This window comes from Terrihabitans aquatilis (genome assembly GCF_052542005.1).
In genome coordinates this window covers 301,791-324,679 of sequence record NZ_JBOCUO010000002.1, presented here as the reverse complement: position 1 = coordinate 324,679, position 22,889 = coordinate 301,791, and the positions used below count along the sequence as shown (strand labels likewise).

The window sequence follows — 22,889 nt, the reverse complement described above, 5'->3', positions numbered from 1 at the left end:
TCGGTCGCCTCTGACGGCGCTCCTGTGTCGGTTCGGCAACAATGGCGAGCGTTCGAACGGTTGGGCCGGAACAATGAAGACAACAGCCCAAAAGTTTTCAAAGGGCAATAGGATTCAACAATCCTCGACCAATTGCGAATGGTAAGCGCAAATCTTCCGGCCTGTTGATGTGCCCGGGATCATTACTTTTGAACCGTTCTTATCTGTATAGGAAGGTTCTTCGGGATTAATTCGATGCGTAATACTTGCGGTGCTCAGTTTAGACTTGTTCTGATGAGCGGGGCTGCGCTTGTGGCGCTTTCTGCGTCGTCCGCATTCGCACAGAGCGGGTCCGGAGAGATCCAGCTTCAGGAGATCACCGTCGAAGGCGGCGGATCCGGAAACGGCGCGCAGGACGGAACCGCGACGGGGCCCGTGCGGGGCTATGTGGCGACCCGCTCCTCCACCGGCTCGAAGAGCAACACGCCCATCGAAGCAATCCCGCAATCGGTCTCGGTGGTCGGCCGCGAGGAGATCGATGACCGCAAGGCGCTGAAGGTGGACGAGGCGCTGCGCTACACGGCGGGTGTGTCGGCGCAGACCTTCGGGCCCGATCCGGACACCGATTGGTTCTTCATTCGCGGTTTCCAAGCCACGCAGACAGGCGTGTTCCTCGATGGCCTGCCGCTCTATTCCTATGCGTTCGGCGGCTTCCAGATCGATCCGTTCCTGCTGGAGCGCGTCGAGGTGCTGAAGGGGCCGGCCTCCGTGCTCTACGGCGGCGCGAACCCCGGAGGCATCGTCAGTCTCGTCCGCAAGAAGCCGACGGGCGACGAATTCGGCTATGTCGAAGCCGGCATCAACAATTGGGGAAATGCCTATCTCGGCCTCGATGTCGGCGGCGTGGGCGGGGAAAACGACAAATGGTCGTACCGCGTGACCGGGCGTCTGGCCGGCGGCGATCAGTTCACCGATTATTCCGAAGACTTCCGCGGCACCATCCTGCCGCAGATCACCTACACGCCGAACGACACCACGAAGATCACGGCCTACGGATACTTCGCCGGGCTGGACGAAATCCGCAATGGCGGCAGCTTCCTGCCCTATTACGGCACGGTGCGGGATGCGCGCTTCGGCCGGATCGACCGCGAGGCGTTCTATGGCGAGCCGGACCTCGACAACCAGGATCGTTTCCAGTTCCTCGTCGGCTATGAATTCGAGCACGAATTCGACAGCTGGAAGCTGACGCAGAACGTGCGCTACGGCTGGGAAAAGGGCTCCCAGATCGGCCCCTACGGCTATGGCTATGAGCATCCGGACTTCCCGTTCGGAGGTGCGCCGCAGCCGGATCCCGAGACTCCCGGCAATCGACTCTTCCGCATCGGCTTCGAGGAAGAGCATGTGGTGAACACGTTCAACGTCGACACGCGCGGCGAGTGGAGCGTGGATACGGGGCCGCTCAACCATTCGTTCCTGGCGGGCGTGGAATACCGCTATTACAACATCGAGCAGATGCAGGCGTCGGGTGGCGGTACGTCCATCGACATCGAGAACCCCGTCTACGGAGTGCTCCAAGGGCCGGCCTTTGCCTATATCGATCAGGATCTGACGCAGCACCTGGTCGGCGTGTATCTGCAGGATCAGATCCGCTTCGGTGACGGCTGGCTCGTGACGCTGAATGGCCGTTACGATTACGTCGAAACGGATTCGGTCAGCCCCGTCGGCTTCAATTTCTCGCCGAGCTTCAAGAGCGACGACAGCGCTTTGAGCGGCCGGGCGGGCCTTGCCTATGAATTCGACAACGGTTTCACGCCCTATGTCAGCGCGGCGACCTTCTTCAACCCGGTGTTCGATGCAACCCCGATCGAGGGTGCCGACGACGAGCCGTTCTCGCCCGAGGAAGGTTATCAGTTCGAGGCCGGCTTCAAGTACAAGCCCGCCTTTGCCGATGCGCTGATCACGGCCTCGGTCTTCCATATCGTGCGCGAGAACGTGGTGCAGAACGCGCCGACCGACGCCAACCAGAACAACAAGGCGCAGCTGGGCGAAGTGACGTCGACAGGCTTCGAGATCGAGGCCAAGGCCAACCTCACCGAGAACCTGAAGGTGCTGGGCGCGTTTACGGCCTATGATCTGGAGATCACCGAGGACGTCAACGCCGCGTTGATCGGCAACACGCCGTTCGTCGTGCCCGAGGTCATCGCTTCGCTCTGGCTCGATTACGGGATCAAGGACGGTACGTTCAAGGGCGTCAGCTTCGGTGGTGGCGTGCGCTATCAGGGCCGCTCCTTCGCCGACAATCTCAACCAGTTCGAGGTGCCCGGAGCCACTCTCGTCGATGCTGCCGTGCGCTATGAGCGTGAGGATTGGGGCGTGGCCCTCAACGTGACCAACCTGCTCGACAAGGAATATGTGAAGTCGTGCCAGGACCTCACGGCCTGCGGTTATGGCGATAGCCGCACATTGACGCTGTCCGCGCATTACAAATGGTGAGCCCGGGCTAGTTCAGCTATCGCGGGACGGGTGCCATGCAAGGCGCTCCGTTCCGCTCGGCGTTTGCGCCTCGTTGCAGCCCCGTGAGAGAGGGGCTAAAGCTGTCAAAGCCTCACGACTTTGACCGAGTTTCAGCGCCGTCCGCACGGCGCGCATGACGTGCCATGGACATCCTGAAACGCTTCTTCGCCTATTACGCGCCTTACAAGGGGCTGTTCGTTCTGGACTTTTCCTGCGCGGTGCTGTCCGGGCTGCTGGAGCTCGGCTTCCCCATGGCGGTGAAGCTGTTCGTCGATGAGCTTCTGCCCGCGCAGGACTGGACGTGGATCATCGTGGCCGCCGCGGCGCTGCTCGGGGTCTATCTCGTCAACACCGGCCTGATGGTGGTGGTGACCTATTGGGGCCACATGCTCGGCATCAACATCGAGACCGAGATGCGCCGCAAGGCGTTCGACCATCTGCAGAAATTGTCGTTCAGCTTCTACGACGAGCAAAAGACCGGGCACATCGTCGGGCGCATCACCAAGAACCTCGAAGAGGTGGGCGAGGTGGCGCATCACGGGCCGGAGGACGTGTTCATCGCCGTGATGACGTTCATCGGCGCATTCCTGCTGATGTTGAGCGTCAATGTGGAGCTGGCGCTGATCACGGCCGTGATCGTGCCGCTGACGGCGTGGCTGACCAGCCTCTACGGCCGCCGCATGACGCAGAATTTCAGCGCGCTGTTCCGCCGGGTGGGCGATTTCAACGCGCGGATCGAGGAGAATGTCGGCGGCATGCGCGTGGTGCAGGCCTTCGCCAACGAGGACCACGAGCGCGCGCTGTTCGCGCAGGACAATGCCCGCTACCGCGAGACCAAGCTCAACGCCTACCGGCTGATGGCGGCGTCGATGTCGCTGTCCTATTTCGGCATGCGGCTGACGCAGGTGATCGTGATGATCGCAGGCACGTATTTCGTCATCCGGGGCGAGCTGTCGAATGGCGGCTTCGTCAGCTTCCTCCTGCTTGTCGCCGTGTTCTTCCGGCCCATCGAGAAGATCAACGCGGTGCTGGAGATCTACCCGAAGGGCATTGCGGGCTTCCGCGGTTATCTCGATCTGCTCGGCACGGCGCCGGACATCGCCGACCGGCCGGATGCCATCGAGGTTGCGTCGCTGAAGGGCGATATCCGCTATGAAGGCGTGGCGTTCGGCTATCGCGGAAAGACGGCCGTGCTGTCCGGGCTCGACCTGCATATCCGCGCGGGTGAGACGGTGGCCTTCGTCGGCCCGTCCGGTGCCGGCAAGACCACGATCTGTTCGCTTCTGCCGCGCTTCTACGAGCCTCAGGACGGCCGCATCATTGTCGACGGCGTCGACATCCGGGACATGACCCTGGCTTCGTTGCGGCGCCAGATCGGTATCGTGCAGCAGGACGTGTTCCTATTCGCAGGTACGATCCGCGAGAACATCGCCTACGGGCGGCTCGGCGCCTCCGACGCCGATATCCATGAGGCCGCGCGCCGCGCCCATCTCGACGCCATGATCGCGGGGCTGCCGGCCGGCCTCGACACCGTGATCGGCGAACGCGGCGTGAAGCTGTCGGGCGGGCAGAAGCAGCGGCTCGCCATCGCCCGCATGTTCCTGAAAAATCCGCCGATCCTGATCCTCGACGAGGCCACCTCGGCGCTCGATTCCGAGACGGAACGTGCGATCCAGCGCTCGCTCGAGGAATTGGCGGAGGGGCGCACCACGCTCGTCATCGCACACCGGTTGGCGACCGTCCGCAATGCGGATCGCATCGTGGTGGTGACGCAGGACGGCATCGTGGAGCAGGGCCACCATCGCGAGCTCGTGGCGCAAGCGGGCATCTACCGCCGCCTCCACGACACCCAGTTCGCGAGCTGAGGGACCCGCTGCAGCCGATCCCGCTATTGCCGCCGGTTTCGGGAAGCCGCCGTGCGGCTGATTCCGCCGTCCGAATGTGAAATGCCGGTCATCTGTGCTTGAATATGGGCCCGCGCGGCTTTAGCTCCCTGGATCGAGATGCTTACGGCGAAAGCAAAATACGGCCTGAAGGCCATGGCGCACCTTGCGGGCGTGCCGAGCGGCAAGCCTTCGCTGATCGCCGACATCGCGGCGAAGCACGGCATCCCCAAGAAGTTCCTCGATGCCATCCTGAACGAATTGCGGCAGGCGAAATTCCTGGTCAGCAAGCCCGGGCGCGGGGGCGGCTACATGCTGGCCCGCCCGGCCGACCAGATCATCGTGGGCGACATCATCCGCGTGCTGGACGGGCCCCTGGCCGGCGTCCCCTGCGTCAGCCGCAATTTCTATGCACGCTGCCAGGATTGCGTGAGCGAGGAGCATTGCAAGGTGCGCCTTCTGATGCTGGAAGCACGCGAGGCCTTGGCGCAGGTTCTCGACAAGCGCACCTTGGCCGAAATGGAGCAATTCGGCCGTAACCCGATGGATGAATTCGTCTATACGATCTGAGGCTTCGGATCGTTGTTTGGAACGAGGCCGGGGGACGGGCGTTGGTATCCAGTATTTCGACTGGAGATCAGCGAATGAAAAAGATGTTCATTGCACTGGGCCTGGCCGCTTTCGCCACGATGCCGATCGCCGCGCCGGCTCTCGCTCAGACCGTGATCGTCACGCCGCCGGAAGAGCCACCGCCGCCTCCGCCGCCGGTCGAGCCGTCCACGGTCATCGTGACGCCTCCGCCGGAGCCGACCGTCGAGTGTCGGGAGACGAAGAGCACCGAGGACAAGATCATCGGCTCGGAAACGAAGACCACGACGGATTGCGTGCGCACGCCGTAAGACGTCACGCATTTCTTTCAGGAACCGCCTCGACAAGCCGTCGGGGCGGTTTTTTCTTTGCCGCGCAAATAAAAGGTGTTCTCGGCCGAGCCGGTTCTTGGCCCGTCCATCTCGGGTAAGTCATGGTTTCGTCAAGATAAAACGCGTTTATGATGTTTCGCTTCTGGCCAATTCATTTTGCCAAATAAAGTTATTCGTGGTTCTCGTCCGGATTCACCTATGTCAATGCCGTAGATTTGACGGCGTTCTTGAATGCTTCGGCATCGCCGAGGAAAACCAAGATGAGCCCGGATCACCTCATGAGTTCCGCGTTCGGACGATCGGACGGGGTCCCCCGGACCGAGATCTTGCGCCTTCCACTCGCTGCGCGGCGCCCGGAGCCGCATGCCAACCGGCTTCTTGAGAAATACGACCTCAATCTTCTTGCTCTGTGCGCCTCGACACGCGGGGTTGAGCTTGCCAGCGGCGAGGATCTTTCCAACCGGCGCGATCAGGTGTTTTTCCCGGAAAGCGGTTTGATCTGCGAGATCGAGCAGGGCCTGTCCAACCGTTCGGTGGCGACGAGATGCGTGGGGCGCGAAGGGCTGGTGGGCATCGACCTGCTTCGTGGCCCGAATTCCGCCTCCGCACGGGCGATCTGCGGCTCGCCCGTGCGGGCGCTGATGGTGGACGTCCGGGAGCTGACGGCTGCCGCCGCACGTTATCCGGAGCTTCAGGGCCTGCTGGATGGCTATCGCCAGATCGTCCTGGAGGAGGTCTGCCGGAACCTGCTGGTTGCGGCACACCTCACGGTTCAGCAGCGGCTGGCCTGTTGGCTGCTCTCGGCTTTCGAGCGATGCGGGCCGGAATTCATCGTCACGCACGGCACCCTGGCCACGTTTCTCGGCGTGCGCCGCGCGGGCGTGACCACGGCGCTGCACATCCTCGAAGGCGAGAAATCGATCGTCTCGACGCGGGCGCGGGTCCGGCTGCTCGACATCGACCGCCTGCAGAAGATGGCCGCCTAGATCAGAAGGGAAGAACGGTGCGCGCCGACATGGTTTCCATGGCGAAGCGTGACGTGACGTTCTTGAGCTGCGCGCCTTCGATCAGCCGATTGTAGAAATCGTCATAGGCTTCCATGTCCGGCACGACGACGCGCAGGAGATAATCCACGTCTCCGGCCATGCGGTAGGCGTCCATCACCTCCGGCATGGCCTGGATGTAGCGGCTGAACGTGTCGGTCCATTCGCGGCTGTGATTGGCTGCCTCGACCGCGACGAACACGGTGAGGCCGAGACCGACTTTCCGTGGGTCCACCAGCGCGACGCGGCCTGTGATGATCCCATCGGCTTCCATGCGCCGGATGCGGTTCCAGCAGGGCGTTTGGGACAGGTTTACCTGCCGCGCGATCTCGGCGATGGGCTTTGAGGCGTCGGCCTGAAGGATGCGCAGGATCTTCTGGTCGATCTTGTCGAGCGACGCGGTGCGTTTGGTGGCGACCAGGGCGTCCATGGATTACCGGAACGCCCAGCCCAGACGCTCCAGCACTTCGCGCAGGATGTCGCGTCCCTTCAGCGCGGAGGCCGAGCGCAGGCGGTCCAAGGCGAGCGCGGTCCAGGGCTGGGGATCGAGCTTCTGCTCGGCGCGGAAGGCGCGGCTGTGCGCATCGTGGCGGGCCAGCGCGTCGGCTTCGGCGGCTGTGGAATAAGAATTGCGGTGGAGGACGGCATCCTGCGGAAGCCGGGGCTTGATGTCGGCGGCAATCGAGGTGTCGATCCGGCCGACGACGAGGCCGAACACGGCGAAGGCGCGCGGCGGCAATTCGAGAAGTTCGGCCACCGCCTCCGGATCGTTGCGCAGGGCGCCGACATAGACCGTGCCGAAACCGAGCGATTCCGCCGCAACCAAGGCATTCTGCGCGGCGAGCGTGGCGTCGATAACGGCCAGGAGAACGCTTTCGGTGTAATCGAGGCCCTCTGCCGCGACGCCCTCGCGCCCGGCGATCCGCTCGACGCGGGAGAGGTCCGCTACGAAGACGAGAAGCAGCGGGGCCTGTTCGATGTGCTTCTGGTTGCCTGCGATCCTGGCCAGGCGGCGTTTGATATCCGGGTCATCGACGGCGACGACGCTCCACGCCTGGATGTTGGACGAGGTCGGCGCGGATTGCGCAGCCGCCACGAGTGTTTCCAGCGTGCCGGCGGGCAGTGGGTCCGGCCGGTAGGCGCGCACCGAGCGATGATTGAGCTGGCTGGCGAGCGTGTCGTTCCACGGGCCCGCGCCGATCGCGAGGGGTTCGCGATAGCGGCGTTCGAGCGCAATCAGCGAGGAGACGGCTTCGTTCTCCTGAAAGGCGCGTGGGGTGATTGTCTCGTTCATGCCCGCTTCTCCATGCGTCAGGCGACCGCGCGTGGCTGCTGTACCGAGCCTGCGGCGAGGGCCGAGGCCGTGATGATGGCGCTGTCGACCTGTTCGCGGATCGAACTGGATTCCCAGGACACGCCACGCAGCGGATGGCCCACGGCATAAAGTGTCGTGGATGGCTCGCCCTCCGCGCCGATCAGCGCTTGGGTCGCGAAATCGGCATCGACGCCGAAGCCGGTCGGATGGGGGCGCACGAGATCGCGGGCCAGAAGATTGCGGATCAGCGGGTCGTCGATCCGCGTCCAGTCGAACTCGTCGCCTGTGCAATTGACCACGCGATCGACGCGAAGGCGGTCGGTATGGCGCGACCCGCGCGGGCGGAGCGTCACCTCGACGCCCTCGCCATCGATCTTGAAGGCAAGGATGTTCGCCGCGCGGTGGGAAAAGCGGCCCTGCGCGCGTGCCCGTTCGAGAAAGGCGTAGGAGAGCGGGGCGGCGCGGTGCAGCGCCACATCCCAGAAGATCCGCAAACGCCGGGTGAACCGCACGCGATCGTGGTTGCTCAGGCCGGTCCACAAAGCGAGGAAGTGCTGCCGCACCATGGGCGCCAGCCTCTGCCAGTCTTCGCCCGCCGCCCGGATGGCCCGGCGTTCCTTCTGGACGAAGCGGAGGATCTGGCGAAGCGTGCGGGGCAGCGGCCGCGCGGCGAAAATGTCGGTCCAGGGCGTGACTTCCCGGCGGGGCTGTATCACGAGGCCGCGCCGGGACGCGGCAACGTAGCTGCCCTTGAACCCCTGCTTCTCCAGGCTGATGAGCGCGTCGAGCATTGTGAGGCTCGTTCCGAGGAACAGCACGCTGCGTGCGCCCTCGATGTCGCGGAACGCGCCGGGGGCGTAGACGTCGCCGATATAGGCGGGATGCGCCGCGAGTTCGGCGGGAACGAAGGGCGGAATTCGACGAAACAGGCCCGTTGCGAGCACGATTTGCTCGGCCGTGAGGCGTCCCCCGGAGGCCAGAACCAGATGCGCCGCGCCCGTGCCGTCGATGCACACATCGACGACACGATCGTGCACATGGGTGAAGCGTATATCAGGCGAGGCTTGCTTTCGGGCCTCGGCCAGTTCGTGTTCGACGTATCGCCCGAACAGGTCGCGCGGCGGTGTGCTTTTCGCCAAGGGCACGCCGAGCGGCGGTGACCATCCCCCGGCTTCGGCATGGGTTTCCAGCCAGCGCACGAGATGGTCGGGATCGTCCGGATACAGCGAGAACAGGCCCGCGACGCCGTTGACGAGATGGTCCGGATCGGGCGTGCTGTAGGCGATGCCGCGCCCGAGGCGTTCAGCCGGGTCCACCACAATCAATGAAAGCGGACCCGGAATGCGGCGCAGGATGTTGATGGCCGTGACGGCGCCGGCAAAACCGCCACCCACGATCACGATGCGGCGTTCGGCGGTGCTGGGCATCCTGATCCCTCCCGAAATAAAGGCCTGGGATCAGGCGCTGGCGCGCTGAGGATCGGTGAAGCGGCTTTGCGGTCGCGGCAGGCCGAAATGGTCGCGCAAAGTGGTGCCCTCATAGCGCTCGCGGAACAGGCCGCGCTTGCGCAGCAGCGGCACGACATGCTCGGCGAAGGCGTCGAATCCGCCCGTCAGCCAGGGCGGCATGATGTTGAAGCCGTCGGCCGCGCCGTTCTCGAACCAATCCTGGATGTGGTCGGCGATCTGCTCGGGCGTGCCGGCCTTGACGAAATGGCCGCGCGCGCCGGCCAGCCGATTGATCAGCTGCCGGATCGTCAGCTCCTCGCGGTTGAGAATATCGACGACGAGCTGGAAGCGGCTGGCACTGGCGATGGTTCCTTCGAGATCGAGAAGATGGCGCGGAAACGGGCCGTCGAGATCGAACGAGGACAGATCGATGCCGATCATCTGCCGGAGCTGGTGCAGCGAGAATTCCGGCTGGATGAGGTCGTTGAATTCGTCCTCGAGCAATTGGGCCTCGCGCTCGGTGCTGCCGATGAAGGGGCTGAGGCCGGGCAAAACCTTGATGTGCTCGGGCCGGCGCCCGAGCGCGACGGCGCGCCGTTTGATGTCGGCGTAGAATTCCTGTGCGCTGCCGATGGTCTGGTGGGCCGTGAAGATGGCCTCGGCATATTGCGCGGCGAAGGAACGGCCGTCTTCGGAGGAGCCGGCCTGTACGTAGACCGGCCGCCCCTGTGGCGTGCGCGGCGTGTTGAGCGGACCGCGCACCCGGAAATGCTTTCCGACGTGATCAATGGTGTGGATCTTGCTGGTGTCGGCGTAGATGCCCGATGCCGGATCGGCCAATACGGCATCGTCCTCCCAGCTGTCCCACAGGCTGGTGATGACCTCGACGAACTCCCGGCCGCGCTCGTAACGTTCGGCATGTACCGGATGCTCCGCCAGGCCGAAATTGTGCGCGGCCTTTTCCGCCGATGTGGTGACGATGTTCCAGCCGGCGCGGCCTCCGCTGATGTGGTCCAGCGATGCGAAGAGGCGCGCCAGATTGTAGGGCTCGAAATAGGTGGTGGAGGCCGTCGCGATCAAGCCGATGTAGGACGTGGCGGCCGCGATTGCGGAGAGCCAGGTGATCGGCTCGACGCGAAAGCGTGAGGCGTAGCGGATGTTGTCGGCCAGGGCCGGGCCATCGGCGAAGAACAGGGCGTCGAAGGTGGCGGCCTCCGCGCGGCGGGCGAGGTCCTGATAATAGCCGATGTCCAGCAAAGTCTTGACGTCCGACCCCTTGTAACGCCAGCCGGCTTCGTGATGGCCGCCGGGGTACACGAAGAGGTTGAGTGACAGCTGTCGCGACGTGCTCATGGCCTATCTCCGGGATCTCGATTTGGGAGGTCTGCCGCCTCATCCCGACGGCTGTCTTGGATAATTCACAACCTCAGAAATTAAATGTCAATCCAGAAGATAGATATTTGTCCTGAGATATAGACATGCTGCTTCTGTTATAATGTGTTCAGGAAGGCGAGCAGTGCATCGCGCTCCTGAGGTTTCAGGAGAAATGGGTGAAGGAGACGGTCCTTGCGGGCCGCCTCGCGATAGAGGGGGCGCTGGGCTTCTGCGGAATTGCGCGCCCAGACCTCGCCTCCGCCACGCATGTAGAAATTGAGAATGCCCGCGAGCGACGTGAACGTGCCGTTGTGCATGTAGGGTGCGGTGCGGCCGATCTGGCGCAGGCTTGGCGTGCGGAAGCGGCCGGTATCATCCGCATGAAAGGTGACATCGTGGCGTCCCAGATCCTGCGCCGGCTCGCCGAAGGCCGAGAGGCCGAGATTGTGGAACTGATCGTCGGTGAGTTGCGGGCCGTTGTGGCAATTGGCGCATCGTGCCTTGGTGCGGAAAAGGTGCATTCCCCAAAGCTCCCGGTCGCTCAGCCCGGCAGCGTCGCCCGCGAGGAAGGCGTCGAAGCGCGTTTCCTGTTCGAGCGTGGACATGAACGCCGACAGCGCCTGCGCGAGCGCGGTATCGTCGATGACGCGCACTCCGTTGATCTCATGAAAGCGCCGGCGGTATCCGTCATGGCTGTTCAGCCTTTCGAGGGCGACGGGCAGGGCCGCTTCGCCCATTTCGTCGGCACGCCGCAGCGGCTTCAGCGCCTGGGAGGCCAGCGAGGTGCCGGCACCGTCCCAGCCCCAGATCCGACGTTCGGCCACGCCGACGAGAGAGGGCGTGTTGCGGTGGCCCTGCCGCCCGTGGATGCCGGACGGTTTGGCGCGTCCGTCGCTCCAGCCCATCGCCGGGTCGTGGCAGCTGGCGCAGGAGAGATCGCTGGTTTCGGACAGGATGGGGTCGTGAAAGAGCGTCCGTCCAAGCTCCACCGCCCGGGTGTCGCGCTGCGATGTCTGTGGAGGGCCGAATTCGACGAAAACAACTCCCGGCTCGATCCAGGGCGCGGGCCAATTGGCGGCCGGGCCGGAATAAGCCTGCCGCAGTGCCGCGAACTCGGCGGCGGCCGGAGCCGCGGAGACGTGCGGCGCGGGACGGCGGTCGCCGGGCAGGGCGTCGGGAGACACAAACGCGCAGAGACCGAGCGCCAGAACGCACGCGGCAAGCCTCTTCATCGCGCCTACGGGCTTGCGATGAGGCGGCGGAACCTGGCGATCTGCGTCGCCTGATCGGCCCGGTAATCGACGCTGTCGAAGAATTGGCCGCGGCGGTCCATCAGATAGACGAGTGCGGTGTGGTCCATCGTGTAGCTCTCGCTGTCCAGGGGAACGCGCCGGTAGACAGCCTTGAAGGCGCGGGCGATGGCCGCCGTTTCTTCCGGCGTGCCGCGCAGGCCGGTGATGCGCGGGTCGAACGCGGCGACGTAATTGGCGAGAACCTGCTCGGTGTCGCGCTCCGGGTCGACGCTGACGAACAGGATGCGAAGATCGTTCGCCTCATCGCCCAGTTCTTTCAGGATCAGGGAGAGTTCGAACAAGGCGGTGGGGCAGACGTCCGGACAATGGGTAAAGCCGAAGAAAAGGGCGTAGGGCCGGCCTTTCAGATCGGCATCGGAGATGCGCTGGCCCCGATGGTCGGTGAGACTGAAGGCGCCGCCCACATCCGGCCCCGCCGGCTGCGCCCACGACGCGAGAGGCACGAGGACGAGGAGCGAGGCCAGCAGCAGGCGCAATCTGACGGGCTTGGGAATTCGCAGCATCTTCAATGGCAATCCGGGGCTTCCTGATCGAGGTAGACTTCGAAGGCCACGTTGCGGGCCCAGCGTGCGCGGCGCGCCTCCCAGTTTTCCGCCTCGGCGATGACGGGCAGAGCGGCGCGAATGTCGGCGAGCAGCGGGCTGTTCTGCCGGGGGAGAGCGACCACCAGCGTGGACGGGGCTGTCGCGGGCAGGGTGGCGGAAAATTTTGACCAGGAATCGTCCTTGAACAGCGCGTCAAGAAGGGCCCGATCATGGAGTGCGGCATCGCATTCGCCGGTGCGGACGGCCATGAGCGCCCCGGCCGGCGCGCGCTCGATGCGGATGCGGGCTCCGAACGATCTGGCGAGCGCCTGGCCGGCGCGGTTGGCCTGCGAAACGCACACCACGCGGCCGGACAGATCGGGCCAGTCATGGATATTGGTGTCGGTGCGCATGGCCACGCTGGCGCCCGAGACGAAACCGGCCGGCACCAGTTCGATGAAGGACGGATTTTCGCTTTCACGGGGCACACGGTTGATGACCGCGTCCACCCGGCCGGAGGTCAGTGCCGTCTCGGTCTCTGCGGGAGCGATCGTGACAAGCTCGATCGTGCGCCCAAGATGCCGGGCGATCTCACGGGCGATGTCGATCTCGAAGCCCTCCTCGGTATAGAGGCGAACATCGGTCGCGGCCTGCGGTGGCGGCAGATAGGGCACGCCGATGCGGATGGTCTCCGCCACTTGCGGAGCCGCAAAGGCCACTTGCGGGACCGAGAGGATGACGCCGAGGCCCAGCGCACACCACGCCATGCGGCGCGACGCGGACCGCAACACCACGGAGGCCGGCAAAGGGGGCACCATCATCCTCGCACATCGTTGGTTTCAACGGATGCAGGATAGCCTGCGGCGTCCGGAAGATTATTTTGTTTGGATTACGTGCTGTGGCTAAATTTTCCGATATCTAGCGAATACATAGAATATAACGCCATATGTGGAAATCGATGCCCTTTGTATCTTTCAATAGTTGACGAAGTTCTTGGTATATCTGAACATTATTGTCATTCAGATATTTCCCGGAGTTCGCTATGGGCCTCAACACTATTCAGGTCTGGGCCGGACGGTCGCTTGCCGCTGCTGCTTTGCTTGCAGGTGCTTTCCAAGTGGCCCCGGCCGCCGCCGCAGAACCGCTTCCCTACATCAATCTCCAGGTCCGCCCGTGGACCGTGGTGGCGCAGCGCAAGGGCTTCCTGAAGGAAGAGTTCGACAAGGTCGGCATTCCGAAGGTCAACCTCATCGCTTCCGGCACGGCGGAGCTCGTGGGCGCGGAATCCGCCGCGCTCGACAAGGGCTCGATCGCCATTGCCCAGCGCATGATCTATCCGGCGACCGTCCACAAGGCGAACGGCCTCGATGCCGTGATCGTTTGGGAATCGGAGCCGTCGAACGGTTTCCGCACTCCGATCCTGGCGCGGGCCAACGACACGTCCATCAATTCGGTGCAGGACCTCGAGGGCAAGAAATTCGCGAGCAGCCGTATCAGCTGCTATTTCACCTCGCCGTTCGAGATCCTGAACAAAGCGGGGCTGCCGCTGGATTCACGTCTGAAGCCCGGCCGCGTGCGCTACCAGTCTATCGACAACACGGCAGCCACCAATGCCGCGTTGCTCAGTGGCGCCATTGATGCGACCGCCGCGCATCTCGCCGTCAACAACGCCGCCGCCCTGTGGCTCTCGGGTTCGGTCAAGGTGGTGGGCCGTTCGCCGGATGACGGCGTCTACGTCAACGGCGCAGGCCGCGTCTCGTATTTCGCGATGCGCGATTTCGTGAACGAATATCCGGAGGCGGTGAAAGCCTTCCTGATCGCGCATGAGCGCACCAAGGACTGGATCCACCAGAACATCGACGAAGCCTCCGAGATCATCGCCGAAGGCACGCGCGTGCCGGTGAACATCGCCAAGTTCCAGATCACCGACCCGTCGAGCTACGAGTTCATGGCCGGCGAACGCGATGCCGACAAGGCCCGCAAGGGGATCAAGGAATTCCAGGCCTGGTACATCGAGAACGGCGACGACATCCTGACCGACCGCCGGCTCAGCGACGAGCAGATCGACCAGTTCGTGGACGGCCGTTTCTTCGCCGGTGGTGAGTACTCCATCTACAACTGACCCGACGACCGCCGGAGCCCATGCCCGGCGGTCGTTTCCGTTTCTCCGAGGGGTACATCATGAGCGACAGTCAAGCTCTGGGACCGGCCACACTCGCCGGCTCGCCGCTTCAATCCGTCTCGGCCCGCTTCGGCCGGCTGATCCGGGGACGGAGTTTCATCGGCCTGATCCTGCCGCTTGGCATATTGGTGCTGTGGCAGGTCGCCACGTCGTTCCAATGGATCGCGCCGGTGTTCCTGCCCACGCCGCTGGCCACGGTGAAGGCGTTCTGGACCATGCTGACCGTGCAGGACCTGAAGAAGGATTTCCTGGAGAGCATCTTCATCGTCGGGCAGGCCTTCATCTACGGCTCGGTGGCGGCTGTCGGCCTCGGCATCGCCGCCGGACTGTCGCGCCGGGTGGAGCAATTCTTCGGCCCGACCTTCGACACCATCCGGCACATCCCCGGCATCGCCTGGCTTCCGCTGATTGTGCTGTGGCTGGGCATCGGCGCACCCGCCAAGGTGCTCGTCATCGCCAAATCGGTGTTCTTCCCCGTGTTCCTCAACACGCTGCAGGGCATTCGAAATGTCGAGAAGAGCCAGATCGAGCTGGGGCGCGTGCTCACGCTCACGCGCTTCCAGATGGTGCGTCGCATCATCCTGCCGAGCGCGATGCCCAACATCATGGTCAGCCTGCGCTATGCGGCGGGGCTTGCCTGGGCGCTCGTCGTGGTGGCGGAAGGCCTGAGCGGCCTCGAGGGCATCGGCTTCCTGATCTTCCGCGCGCAAGGGCTGCTGCTCACCGACCAGCTTCTCGTCTGCATGGTGATCATCGGGTTCGTCGGCTTCGCGATCGATCGCGGCATGTTCCTGCTGCAGCGTTACGTGCTGCGCTGGAAGCAGGGCTACGACGGCTGATCCCCCTCGCATCGAAAGGAAACACCATGGCCGAGCTCGGTCGCCTCGATATCCGCAGGGTCAGCAAGAGCTATCCCCGCGATGAAAGAATCCTGAAGGTCCTGTCCGACGTCGACCTCGACGTCGCGCCGGGAGAATTCATCAGCATCGTCGGGCCCAGCGGCTGCGGAAAGTCCACGCTGCTGCGCCTCATCGTCGGCCTCGACGAGAATTACCAGGGCGACATCCTGCTGGACGGCGCCCGCATCTCGGGCACCAGCCTGCTGCGCGGCATCGTCTTCCAGGACCATCGCCTTCTGCCGTGGCTGACGCTGGAGCAGAACGTGGCGCTGGGGCTGGAGAACACCAAGCTTTCGGCGGACGCCCGTGCGCGCGCAGTGCGCGAGCATATCGCGCTCGTCGGACTTCACGGCTTCGAGCGGGCATATCCGCACGCATTGTCGGGTGGCATGGCGCAGCGCGCGGCGATCGCGCGGGGTCTGGTCAACCAGCCGGAGATCCTGTTGCTCGACGAACCTCTCGGCGCGCTCGATGCGCTGACACGGCTGCGGCTTCAGGAGGAATTGCTGCGGATCTGGCGGGCGGAGAAGGTGACGATGATCCTCGTCACCCACGATGTCGACGAGGCCATCTACCTCAGCAACCGCGTGGTGGTGATGAACGCCAATCCCGGGCGCATCGTGGCCGACATCGCGGTCGATATCCCGACGCCGCGCGACCGGGCGAGCCATGAATTCGTGGATCTGAAGCGCCGGATCCTCGAACAGATGGGCGAGTATGGCCATGCCAAAGCGGCTTAGGCAGTCTGCGGCGGGGCTGATGGTCTCGGTGGGCCGGTTGGCGCTTCGGGCCTGCGTCGGAGTGTTCATCGGGCTTGCGCCGGCGTTCGCGGTGGACACGCCGCCTTCGTCGGACCTTCCCGATCTCTCCGCCATCCGCGCGCGGATCTATTCGGGCGAGTACGAGATCGCGGTGAAGGACCTGCTGGAGGTTTCCGAGACCGCCCAGCATGCCGACATCTACAATCTCCTGGGCTACAGCCTGCGCCACCTCGGCCGCTACGACGAGGCGGCCAAATGGTACAAGCAGGCGCTCTATTACGATCCCGCCCACCGGCCGGCGATCGAGTATCAGGGCGAGCTCTTTCTCGCGATCGGCGATTTCGACTCGGCCCGGCAGAACGTGCAATTGCTGGAATTGCTGTGCGGCCCCGCCGGCTGCCGCGAACTCGACATCCTGCGCAGGGCCTTGGCCGAGGCGGAAGCGGTGCGGGGTGCATCGTGAGCGTGACGGACTTCGCGGTCATCGACTTCCACACCCATTTCATCGATCCCGGCTGGGCGCTTCCCCAACCGAGGGGAAGTGACGAAGAGCGGGCGCGCTGGACGGCCATTCACCGCCTCATCGGCGATGAGAGGATGCTGCTGGCGGACATCGAGAGCGGGGATGTTGCGGTGCGGGTGGTCAACACGCCCACGGCCCTGTTCGATCCGGACGCCGGGCCGGATGTCTATCGCCGAATCAACGATCAATTGGCGCTCCTGGCAGCGCGTCATCCGGGCAGGATCATTCCGCTGGCCAGCGTCGATGCGTTCGACGGCGAAAACGCCGCGCGCGAGCTGGAACGGGCGGTGCGAGAACTCGGGTTTCGGGGCGTGTTCGTGGACAGCGCCAAGGGCGATCGGCTGCTCGATGCGCCGGAAGCCCTGCCGGCGCTCCAGGCCGCAAACGATCTGCGCGTTCCGGTTTTCGTGCACCCGATCAATCCGCAGCCGCTCACGGGACAATTGGCGCCCTACGGCTCTCTGGGTATCCGGCTGGCGCGTGGCACGGTGAACGCGGCGGCCCTGGTGGCCCTGCTGCGATCGGGCCGCCTCGACCAACTTGGCGATCTGCGGATCGTGGTGACGGCTTTGGCGTTCGGAGGCATTCTGCTGGCGGCCGGGCTGCACGATGCGCCGGAGCACGAGCATCTTCTCGGGCTTCTGCGCCGCCATGTGCATGTGGACACGATGACCTTGCAGCCGACGCTCGTGCGGGCGGCGGTCGACATCCTTGGCATCGACAATGTGTTGGCCGGCAGCGACTGGCCGATCGTCAGTCGCGGGCCGGTGCGGCAGGTGCTCGAGCGGGTGTTGATCGACGCGGGCCTCGGAGCCGCGGATCGATCGAAGATCGGGCATCTGAACGCGCGCCGCCTTCTCGCGCTCGACACGCCCGCCTGATAGGATCAGGGTATTCCTCCTCTCATGATCTGCGGGGCCTTGCGCCCTGCACATGTCCATTCTTCCGCAGGATTTCATGCTCGAATATCGTCGTCTGGGGAACACCGACATTTCGGTGTCATCCATCGCGCTCGGCACCATGACATGGGGCCAGCAGAACACCGAGGCCGAGGGTCACGAACAGCTCGATTACGCGCTGGCCCAGGGCATCAACCTGATCGATACGGCCGAGATGTATTCGGTGCCGCCGCGCGCGGAAACGCAAGGTTCCACCGAACGGATCATTGGCTCCTGGCTGAAGGCGCGCGGATGCCGCGACAAGGTGGTGCTGGCCTCCAAGGTGTCGGGCCGCAGCGATCGCACCTGGATGCGGGCCAGCGGTACGCCGAAGCTCGACCGCGCCAACATCACAGAGGCGATCGACGGGTCGCTGCGCCGCCTGCAGACCGATTACCTCGACCTCTACCAATTGCATTGGCCGGACCGGGTGCTGCCCCTGTTTGCCGATGCGGAGAACGTGTTCCGCGATGTCGCGCCCGTGCCGGATGAGGTGCCGATCGAGGAGACGCTGGGCGTGCTCGACGATCTTGTCCGCGCCGGAAAGGTGCGCCACATCGGCCTGTCGAACGAGACGCCCTGGGGCACGTCGCGCTTCCTCCAAGCCGCCGCGCTCGGGAAGGGGCCGCGCGTCGTCAGCGTGCAGAACGCCTACAATCTCTTGAACCGCACCTATGAGCTCGGCCTCGCCGAATTCGCGGCGCGCGAGCAGGTGGGCCTGTTGGCCTATTCGCCCCTGGCGCAGGGCTATCTGACGGGAAAATATCTGAACGGCGCCCGGCCGGCCGGTGCGCGCACCACCCTGTTCGACCGCGCCCAGCGTTACCAGAAGCCGGGGGTCGAGGAGGCGGTGAAGCTCTACGTCGATATTGCCCGGGATTTCGGGCTCGATCCGGCGCAGATGGCGATCGCCTTCGTCACCACCCGCAGCTTCGTCACGTCCAACATCATCGGGGCGACGAACATGGATCAGCTGAAGGCGGACATCGCATCGACCGACGTGACGATCACGCCCGAGCTGGAAGAGCGGTTCGACGCGGTGCACCGGGTCTATATGAACCCGGCTCCCTGAGATCGCGGTGGGCCGGACCGTTCCGGCCCACCTTTTCGCTTACCAGGCCGGCAGCACGGCGCCGCCGAATTCCTTGTTAAGGAAGGCTTTCACCTCGTCGGACTGATAGGCCTTCACCAGCCTGGCGATGGCGGGCTTGTCCTTGTCCTCTTCGCGCGCGGCGATGAAATTGCCGTAGGGATTGTCGGTGCGGCTTTCCTGGACGAGCGCGTCCTTGCGGGGATCGAGCTTTGCACCTAGCGCGTAGGTCGTGTTGATCACCGCACCGTCGAGATCGGCGAGCTGGTTGGGGATGAGGGCCGCGTCGAGCTCGACGAACTTCACCTTCTTCGGATTGTCGGTGACGTCGAGCACGCTGGGCTGCAGGCCCGTTCCGTCCTTCAGCTTGATGAGGCCGTTCTGCGCCAGAAGGATCAGCCCGCGTCCGCCATTGCTGGGGTCGTTGGGAATGCCGATCTGTGCGCCTTCGGGCAGATCCTTGAAGCTGGTGTGCTTGCGGGAATAGAAGCCGATCGGCTGCACGATGGTGAAGCCGACGGGAACGATCTTGTAGCCGTGGGCCTGGATCTGTGCATCCAGATAGGGCTTGTGCTGAAATGCGTTGGCGTCGAGATCGCCGCGTGCGAGCGCCTCGTTCGGCAGTGTGTAGTCGGAGAAGGTGACGATCTCGACTTCGAGGCCGTCCTTGGCAGCCGCGGCCTTCGCCACTTCGGCGATCCGCTCCTCGTCGCCGCCGATCACGCCGAGGCGGACGCGCTCGGCGGCCTGAGCGGAAAAGGGATTAGCGAACAAAGCGAGGCCAAGTGTAAGAACGAGCGCGGTCAGCTTTCCGGCGTTTCGTGCCATGATGAAATCCATTCCCTTCCACGAGGTGCGTCTTCCAGCGGAGGAGCGCAGCCTATACGAGTTAAAAATACATATCTATTCTGAGTACGAAAATAAATGACATTCAGTTCATGTTCTAAAGCGCATTGGCACGCCGCCGACAGCCGGGCAAGCCATGACGGATGAGTCCGCGGGCGACGTGCCGCCGCGCATCGTCATCGAAAATGCCCGAAAGGTTTTTCCGGGGCGGGAGGGCCGTGACGCGTTCGTGGCTCTGGACGATATAAGCCTCGATGTCGCGGCCGGCGAAATACTGAGCGTCATCGGGCGCAGCGGGGCCGGCAAATCCACGCTGCTGCGGCTGGTGAACGGCCTCGAACAGCCCACCAGCGGCCGGGTCGTCGTCGAGGGTATGGATATTTCAGTGCTTGCCGGCGGTGCGTTGCGGGATGCGCAGCGTTCCATCGGCATGATCTTCCAGCACTTCAATCTGCTGTCCTCGCGCACCGTTTATGGAAACGTGGCGCTGCCTCTGGAGATCGCGGGTTTTCCGAAGGCACAGATGGACGGGCGCATCCTGCCTTTGCTCGATCTCGTCGGGCTCGCGGATCGCCGCCATCATTATCCGGCAGAGCTTTCGGGCGGGCAGAAGCAACGGGTGGGCATTGCCCGGGCTCTGGCCAATCGGCCGAAAGTGCTGCTTTCCGACGAGGCGACCTCGGCGCTGGACCCCGAAACCACCGAGCAGATCCTTGGCCTGCTGCGCACGGTGAAGGCGGAGTTCAACCTGACCATCGTGCTCATCACGCATGAGATGTCGGTGGTGAAAGCCGTGGCCGACCGCGTGGCCGTGCTGGAGCGCGGGGCGCTGGTGGAGCAGGGCGCGACGTTCGAGATCTTCGCGCGGCCGCAGCATCGGACGACCCGGTCCTTCCTTGGCACCGTGACGGGCTCGGTGCTGCCGTCATGGCTGCGGGAGCGCCTGTCCGACAGCCCCATTCCCGGCGGCGCCACTCTCATCCGCATCGTGTTCATCGGCGAGAACGCGCCCCAGCCGGTGTTGACCCGATTGGCGCGCACGCAGGACCTGGACGTCAACATCCTGTCGGGGCAGGTGGACGAGATCGGCGGCCGTCCGTTCGGGACGCTCGTCGTGTCACTGCCCACCGATCCGGAGCGGGACGGGCGCTTCCTGACGGCCCTGCGCGATCTCGGTCTCGCCGCGGAGGTGATCGGCTATGTCCGTTGATCTCCTGATGCTCATCGCCTGGGCCGCGTGGCAGACGATCTACATGGTCATCGCCTCGGCGGTTCTGGGCACGCTCATCGGGCTGCCGGTCGGCGTGTTCCTGGCGACAAGCCAGAAGGGCGAATTGTTCGCGCTGCCGGCCGCTAATCTGATGCTCGGCCTCGTGGTGAATGCGGCCCGCTCGACGCCGTTCATCATCCTCGTGGTCGCCATCATCCCGTTCACGCGGCTGATCGCCGGAACCTCGATCGGCACGCAGGCAGCCATCGTGCCGCTGACCATCGCGGCCGCGCCGTTCATCGCGCGGCTTGTCGAGGGCGCGATCCGCGAGGTGGACCAGGGGCTGGTCGAGGCCGCGCGTTCGATGGGGGCGACGCCGTTCCAGATCGTGCGCAAGGTGCTGCTGCCCGAGGCGATGCCGGCCATTGCGCTGGCGCTGACGCTCGCATTGGTCAGCCTCGTCGGCTATTCGGCGATGGTGGGCACCGTCGGTGGCGGCGGGCTCGGCGATCTCGGCATTCGTTACGGCTATCAGCGCTTCATGCCGGAGGTGATGATCGTCGTCGTCATCGTGCTGATCGTGATGGTGCAGGGCATTCAGAGCGTCGGCAATCTGATCGCGCGCCGTCTCGACAAAAGGCACAGGCGAGGGTGAGAGGCGCCGGCGGATCAGGCGGTCTTTTCTAGCGGCAATCCGTTGCGATGCCACCAATCGTCGGCCCAGAGCAGGGCGTGTTTCGCCACCATCTCGGCGTGCAGCGTGATCTGGGGCAAGCCCATCAACTCGCCGACCTTGCCGCGCGCGAGCGGGCCGGCGACGAGGAGGTTCCCGACAGGGTGGCCATCGACGCCGATCGCGACATTCTCGTCGTCAACCAGAAGGCCGAGGCCGAGGCCGTCCGGCTGCACGAAACCCTGATCGGCGAGCGCGCTCAGCGCTCCGTTGGTCTTCAGGATGGATTCGTGGCCCGGGCCGTTGGTCAGGACGACATGATCGACCGAGATCGTGCGCTTTGTGCCGCCCTTTCGACCCCGCAGGGAGAGGTCGACCTCGATCCGTGATCCGGCGTCGCGCACCTCGCGGAGGGAGGCGGAGATAATTTCAAGGCCACCGACATCGCGGCGGCGCTGGAGGGCGGCCTCGATCTGCGGCGCGACACGATAACGGTGCACATCCCAGAACGGGCGCAGATGGCGCACAAGGCGGCGCTTTTCGCCGCTCGGCAGGGACGACCAGATCGCAGAGGCATCCCGCCGGACCGCGTCGAGAACGCTGTGCCAGGGCAGGGTGAGATCCGCGGCCTGCGCGACGGCCGTGCGGATGCGAAGCAACAGCTCGAGGGCCGTGGCCGGGGGTGGGTTCGTGAAGTCGCCGTAGGGGCCGATCGTCGCCGCCGAATGGCCTCGTGAGGTGAGACCCCGGCGTGACACGGCGATGATGCGGCCTTCATGGCCGCGCCTTTCCAGCGATGCCACGACATCGGCCATGGTGAGCCCGGTGCCGACGATCAACACGTCGTTCCCGGTCTGGACGGCGCCAAGCGCATCGCTCGCCCATGGGTCTGCAACGATGCGGGGGTGCGGCACGATGCGGGAGAATATCGCGGGCGGCGCGGGCGGCGGATGGCTGGTGGCGATCACCAGGAGATCGGCCGCAAGCACATCCCCCTGCGCGACCTCGACGCTCCAGCCTTCGCCCGTTCGCTGTGCCGACACTGCGCGATCCTGCACATGGCTGAAATTGATCTTCGTGCCGACGAGGCTGCGCATCAATTCGCTGCGGGCATAGGTGCCGAAGACGAGGCGGCGCGGGAAGATGCGGCCGTCGGGCAGTTCGGCGTCGCGATCGCCGTCGACGGCATGATTGTCGCGCACCCAGCGGTCGAAATGGGCCGGATCCTGCGAGAAGACGCTCATCTTGGTCGTCGGCACGTTGACCCGGTGGGCCGGATCGGACGTGGAATAGGCCAATCCGCCGCCGACCCAGCCGCGTGGCTCGATCACGGTGACATCGAGCGGCCTCGGGCTGCCATAGGCGAGGTTCATTGTCAGGACCGCGCCCGTGAGGCCGCCGCCGATGATCACGATGTGCGGGCGCCCGCCTCGTCCGCTCCATTCGTTCATCGG

The 22,889-nt window shown here is 64.6% G+C and carries 22 protein-coding genes; 13 read left to right on the top strand and 9 right to left on the bottom strand.

The features are described 5' to 3' along the window. Positions 1–234: 234 nt before the first annotated feature. The 5 genes from ACQ6S1_RS07540 (at position 235) to ACQ6S1_RS07520 (ending at position 6,282) form a co-directional block, all read left to right on the top strand. Positions 235–2,472, top strand: a complete 2,238-nt coding sequence (locus tag ACQ6S1_RS07540; protein WP_445040575.1) for a TonB-dependent siderophore receptor — start codon at positions 235–237, stop codon at positions 2,470–2,472. A gap of 170 nt (positions 2,473–2,642) precedes the next feature. Then, positions 2,643–4,358, top strand: a complete 1,716-nt coding sequence (locus tag ACQ6S1_RS07535; protein WP_445041234.1) for an ABC transporter ATP-binding protein — start codon at positions 2,643–2,645, stop codon at positions 4,356–4,358. A gap of 138 nt (positions 4,359–4,496) precedes the next feature. Beyond that, positions 4,497–4,946: an RrF2 family transcriptional regulator gene (locus tag ACQ6S1_RS07530; protein ID WP_445040574.1), complete on the top strand. Its 450-nt coding sequence runs from the start codon at positions 4,497–4,499 to the stop codon at positions 4,944–4,946. Between the two features lie 74 nt (positions 4,947–5,020). After that, positions 5,021–5,275 carry a hypothetical protein gene (locus ACQ6S1_RS07525; protein WP_445040573.1) on the top strand — a complete coding sequence of 85 codons (255 nt, stop codon included), beginning with the start codon at positions 5,021–5,023 and terminating at the stop codon, positions 5,273–5,275. 347 nt (positions 5,276–5,622) lie between these two features. Continuing rightward, positions 5,623–6,282, top strand: coding sequence for a Crp/Fnr family transcriptional regulator (locus tag ACQ6S1_RS07520; RefSeq protein ID WP_445040572.1), 660 nt, complete (start codon positions 5,623–5,625; stop codon positions 6,280–6,282). Between the two features lies 1 nt (position 6,283). Here ACQ6S1_RS07520 and ACQ6S1_RS07515 read toward each other — a convergent pair whose 3' ends face one another. The 7 genes from ACQ6S1_RS07515 to ACQ6S1_RS07485 all read right to left on the bottom strand — a co-directional run bounded on the left by ACQ6S1_RS07515 (position 6,284) and on the right by ACQ6S1_RS07485 (position 13,134). Beyond that, positions 6,284–6,769 (bottom strand): Lrp/AsnC family transcriptional regulator, encoded by a 486-nt coding sequence (locus ACQ6S1_RS07515; RefSeq protein ID WP_445040571.1) that lies wholly within the window; start codon positions 6,767–6,769, stop codon positions 6,284–6,286. A gap of 3 nt (positions 6,770–6,772) precedes the next feature. Then, the gene (locus ACQ6S1_RS07510; RefSeq protein WP_445040570.1) at positions 6,773–7,633 is read right to left on the bottom strand and encodes an NADPH-dependent oxidoreductase; all 861 of its coding nucleotides are present in this window, start codon (positions 7,631–7,633) and stop codon (positions 6,773–6,775) included. A gap of 17 nt (positions 7,634–7,650) precedes the next feature. Then, positions 7,651–9,081: an FAD/NAD(P)-binding protein gene (locus tag ACQ6S1_RS07505; protein WP_445040569.1), complete on the bottom strand. Its 1,431-nt coding sequence runs from the start codon at positions 9,079–9,081 to the stop codon at positions 7,651–7,653. 30 nt (positions 9,082–9,111) lie between these two features. Continuing rightward, positions 9,112–10,455, bottom strand: a complete 1,344-nt coding sequence (locus ACQ6S1_RS07500) for an LLM class flavin-dependent oxidoreductase (RefSeq protein ID WP_445040568.1) — start codon at positions 10,453–10,455, stop codon at positions 9,112–9,114. Between the two features lie 137 nt (positions 10,456–10,592). Next, positions 10,593–11,708 (bottom strand): cytochrome-c peroxidase, encoded by a 1,116-nt coding sequence (locus ACQ6S1_RS07495; RefSeq protein ID WP_445040567.1) that lies wholly within the window; start codon positions 11,706–11,708, stop codon positions 10,593–10,595. 5 nt (positions 11,709–11,713) lie between these two features. Then, positions 11,714–12,292 (bottom strand): SCO family protein, encoded by a 579-nt coding sequence (locus ACQ6S1_RS07490; RefSeq protein WP_445040566.1) that lies wholly within the window; start codon positions 12,290–12,292, stop codon positions 11,714–11,716. A gap of 2 nt (positions 12,293–12,294) precedes the next feature. Then, the gene (locus ACQ6S1_RS07485) at positions 12,295–13,134 is read right to left on the bottom strand and encodes a transporter substrate-binding domain-containing protein (protein ID WP_445040565.1); all 840 of its coding nucleotides are present in this window, start codon (positions 13,132–13,134) and stop codon (positions 12,295–12,297) included. A gap of 221 nt (positions 13,135–13,355) precedes the next feature. Between ACQ6S1_RS07485 and ACQ6S1_RS07480 the strand changes: the two genes are divergently transcribed. Genes ACQ6S1_RS07480 through ACQ6S1_RS07455 form a run of 6 tightly spaced genes read left to right on the top strand, consistent with a single transcriptional unit; the run spans position 13,356 to position 18,688 of the window. Beyond that, positions 13,356–14,435 carry an ABC transporter substrate-binding protein gene (locus ACQ6S1_RS07480; RefSeq protein ID WP_445040564.1) on the top strand — a complete coding sequence of 360 codons (1,080 nt, stop codon included), beginning with the start codon at positions 13,356–13,358 and terminating at the stop codon, positions 14,433–14,435. A 59-nt stretch (positions 14,436–14,494) separates the two neighbouring features. Continuing rightward, positions 14,495–15,334 (top strand): ABC transporter permease, encoded by an 840-nt coding sequence (locus tag ACQ6S1_RS07475; protein ID WP_445040563.1) that lies wholly within the window; start codon positions 14,495–14,497, stop codon positions 15,332–15,334. A gap of 26 nt (positions 15,335–15,360) precedes the next feature. Continuing rightward, a complete protein-coding gene (locus ACQ6S1_RS07470; RefSeq protein WP_445040562.1) occupies positions 15,361–16,134 on the top strand; it encodes an ABC transporter ATP-binding protein in 774 nt (257 codons plus the stop codon). Further along, a complete protein-coding gene (locus ACQ6S1_RS07465; protein WP_445040561.1) occupies positions 16,118–16,618 on the top strand; it encodes a tetratricopeptide repeat protein in 501 nt (166 codons plus the stop codon). The genes ACQ6S1_RS07470 and ACQ6S1_RS07465 overlap by 17 nt, the downstream gene beginning before the upstream one ends. Then, entirely contained in the window at positions 16,615–17,559 is a 945-nt protein-coding gene (locus tag ACQ6S1_RS07460) for an amidohydrolase family protein (RefSeq protein WP_445040560.1), read from the top strand. The genes ACQ6S1_RS07465 and ACQ6S1_RS07460 overlap by 4 nt, the downstream gene beginning before the upstream one ends. A gap of 52 nt (positions 17,560–17,611) precedes the next feature. Beyond that, positions 17,612–18,688: an NADP(H)-dependent aldo-keto reductase gene (locus ACQ6S1_RS07455; RefSeq protein WP_445040559.1), complete on the top strand. Its 1,077-nt coding sequence runs from the start codon at positions 17,612–17,614 to the stop codon at positions 18,686–18,688. Positions 18,689–18,727: 39 nt separating this feature from the next. Here the strand turns inward: ACQ6S1_RS07455 and ACQ6S1_RS07450 are convergent, their stop codons facing one another. Further along, complete coding sequence (locus ACQ6S1_RS07450; protein WP_445040558.1) at positions 18,728–19,534, bottom strand: MetQ/NlpA family ABC transporter substrate-binding protein; 807 nt, start codon at positions 19,532–19,534, stop codon at positions 18,728–18,730. 154 nt (positions 19,535–19,688) lie between these two features. On the opposite strand from ACQ6S1_RS07450, the gene ACQ6S1_RS07445 reads away from it, so the two are divergent. Together ACQ6S1_RS07445 and ACQ6S1_RS07440 are read left to right on the top strand one after the other, a co-directional pair. Beyond that, positions 19,689–20,762, top strand: coding sequence for a methionine ABC transporter ATP-binding protein (locus ACQ6S1_RS07445; protein WP_445040557.1), 1,074 nt, complete (start codon positions 19,689–19,691; stop codon positions 20,760–20,762). Further along, positions 20,752–21,417 carry a methionine ABC transporter permease gene (locus tag ACQ6S1_RS07440; RefSeq protein ID WP_445040556.1) on the top strand — a complete coding sequence of 222 codons (666 nt, stop codon included), beginning with the start codon at positions 20,752–20,754 and terminating at the stop codon, positions 21,415–21,417. The genes ACQ6S1_RS07445 and ACQ6S1_RS07440 overlap by 11 nt, the downstream gene beginning before the upstream one ends. Before the next feature lie 14 nt (positions 21,418–21,431). Here ACQ6S1_RS07440 and ACQ6S1_RS07435 read toward each other — a convergent pair whose 3' ends face one another. Further along, a complete protein-coding gene (locus ACQ6S1_RS07435; protein WP_445040555.1) occupies positions 21,432–22,886 on the bottom strand; it encodes an FAD/NAD(P)-binding protein in 1,455 nt (484 codons plus the stop codon). Positions 22,887–22,889 lie beyond the last annotated feature (3 nt).

Coding starts and splice junctions, on each gene's coding strand:
- ACQ6S1_RS07540 (WP_445040575.1), top strand. CDS start 235: ATGCGTAATACTTGCGGTGCTCAGTTTAGACTTGTTCTGATGAGCGGG.
- ACQ6S1_RS07530 (WP_445040574.1), top strand. CDS start 4,497: ATGCTTACGGCGAAAGCAAAATACGGCCTGAAGGCCATGGCGCACCTT.
- ACQ6S1_RS07525 (WP_445040573.1), top strand. CDS start 5,021: ATGAAAAAGATGTTCATTGCACTGGGCCTGGCCGCTTTCGCCACGATG.
- ACQ6S1_RS07515 (WP_445040571.1), bottom strand. CDS start 6,769: ATGGACGCCCTGGTCGCCACCAAACGCACCGCGTCGCTCGACAAGATC.
- ACQ6S1_RS07510 (WP_445040570.1), bottom strand. CDS start 7,633: ATGAACGAGACAATCACCCCACGCGCCTTTCAGGAGAACGAAGCCGTC.
- ACQ6S1_RS07505 (WP_445040569.1), bottom strand. CDS start 9,081: ATGCCCAGCACCGCCGAACGCCGCATCGTGATCGTGGGTGGCGGTTTT.
- ACQ6S1_RS07500 (WP_445040568.1), bottom strand. CDS start 10,455: ATGAGCACGTCGCGACAGCTGTCACTCAACCTCTTCGTGTACCCCGGC.
- ACQ6S1_RS07495 (WP_445040567.1), bottom strand. CDS start 11,708: ATGAAGAGGCTTGCCGCGTGCGTTCTGGCGCTCGGTCTCTGCGCGTTT.
- ACQ6S1_RS07490 (WP_445040566.1), bottom strand. CDS start 12,292: ATGCTGCGAATTCCCAAGCCCGTCAGATTGCGCCTGCTGCTGGCCTCG.
- ACQ6S1_RS07485 (WP_445040565.1), bottom strand. CDS start 13,134: ATGATGGTGCCCCCTTTGCCGGCCTCCGTGGTGTTGCGGTCCGCGTCG.
- ACQ6S1_RS07480 (WP_445040564.1), top strand. CDS start 13,356: ATGGGCCTCAACACTATTCAGGTCTGGGCCGGACGGTCGCTTGCCGCT.
- ACQ6S1_RS07475 (WP_445040563.1), top strand. CDS start 14,495: ATGAGCGACAGTCAAGCTCTGGGACCGGCCACACTCGCCGGCTCGCCG.
- ACQ6S1_RS07470 (WP_445040562.1), top strand. CDS start 15,361: ATGGCCGAGCTCGGTCGCCTCGATATCCGCAGGGTCAGCAAGAGCTAT.
- ACQ6S1_RS07465 (WP_445040561.1), top strand. CDS start 16,118: ATGCCAAAGCGGCTTAGGCAGTCTGCGGCGGGGCTGATGGTCTCGGTG.
- ACQ6S1_RS07455 (WP_445040559.1), top strand. CDS start 17,612: ATGTCCATTCTTCCGCAGGATTTCATGCTCGAATATCGTCGTCTGGGG.
- ACQ6S1_RS07450 (WP_445040558.1), bottom strand. CDS start 19,534: ATGGCACGAAACGCCGGAAAGCTGACCGCGCTCGTTCTTACACTTGGC.
- ACQ6S1_RS07445 (WP_445040557.1), top strand. CDS start 19,689: ATGACGGATGAGTCCGCGGGCGACGTGCCGCCGCGCATCGTCATCGAA.
- ACQ6S1_RS07440 (WP_445040556.1), top strand. CDS start 20,752: ATGTCCGTTGATCTCCTGATGCTCATCGCCTGGGCCGCGTGGCAGACG.
- ACQ6S1_RS07435 (WP_445040555.1), bottom strand. CDS start 22,886: ATGAACGAATGGAGCGGACGAGGCGGGCGCCCGCACATCGTGATCATC.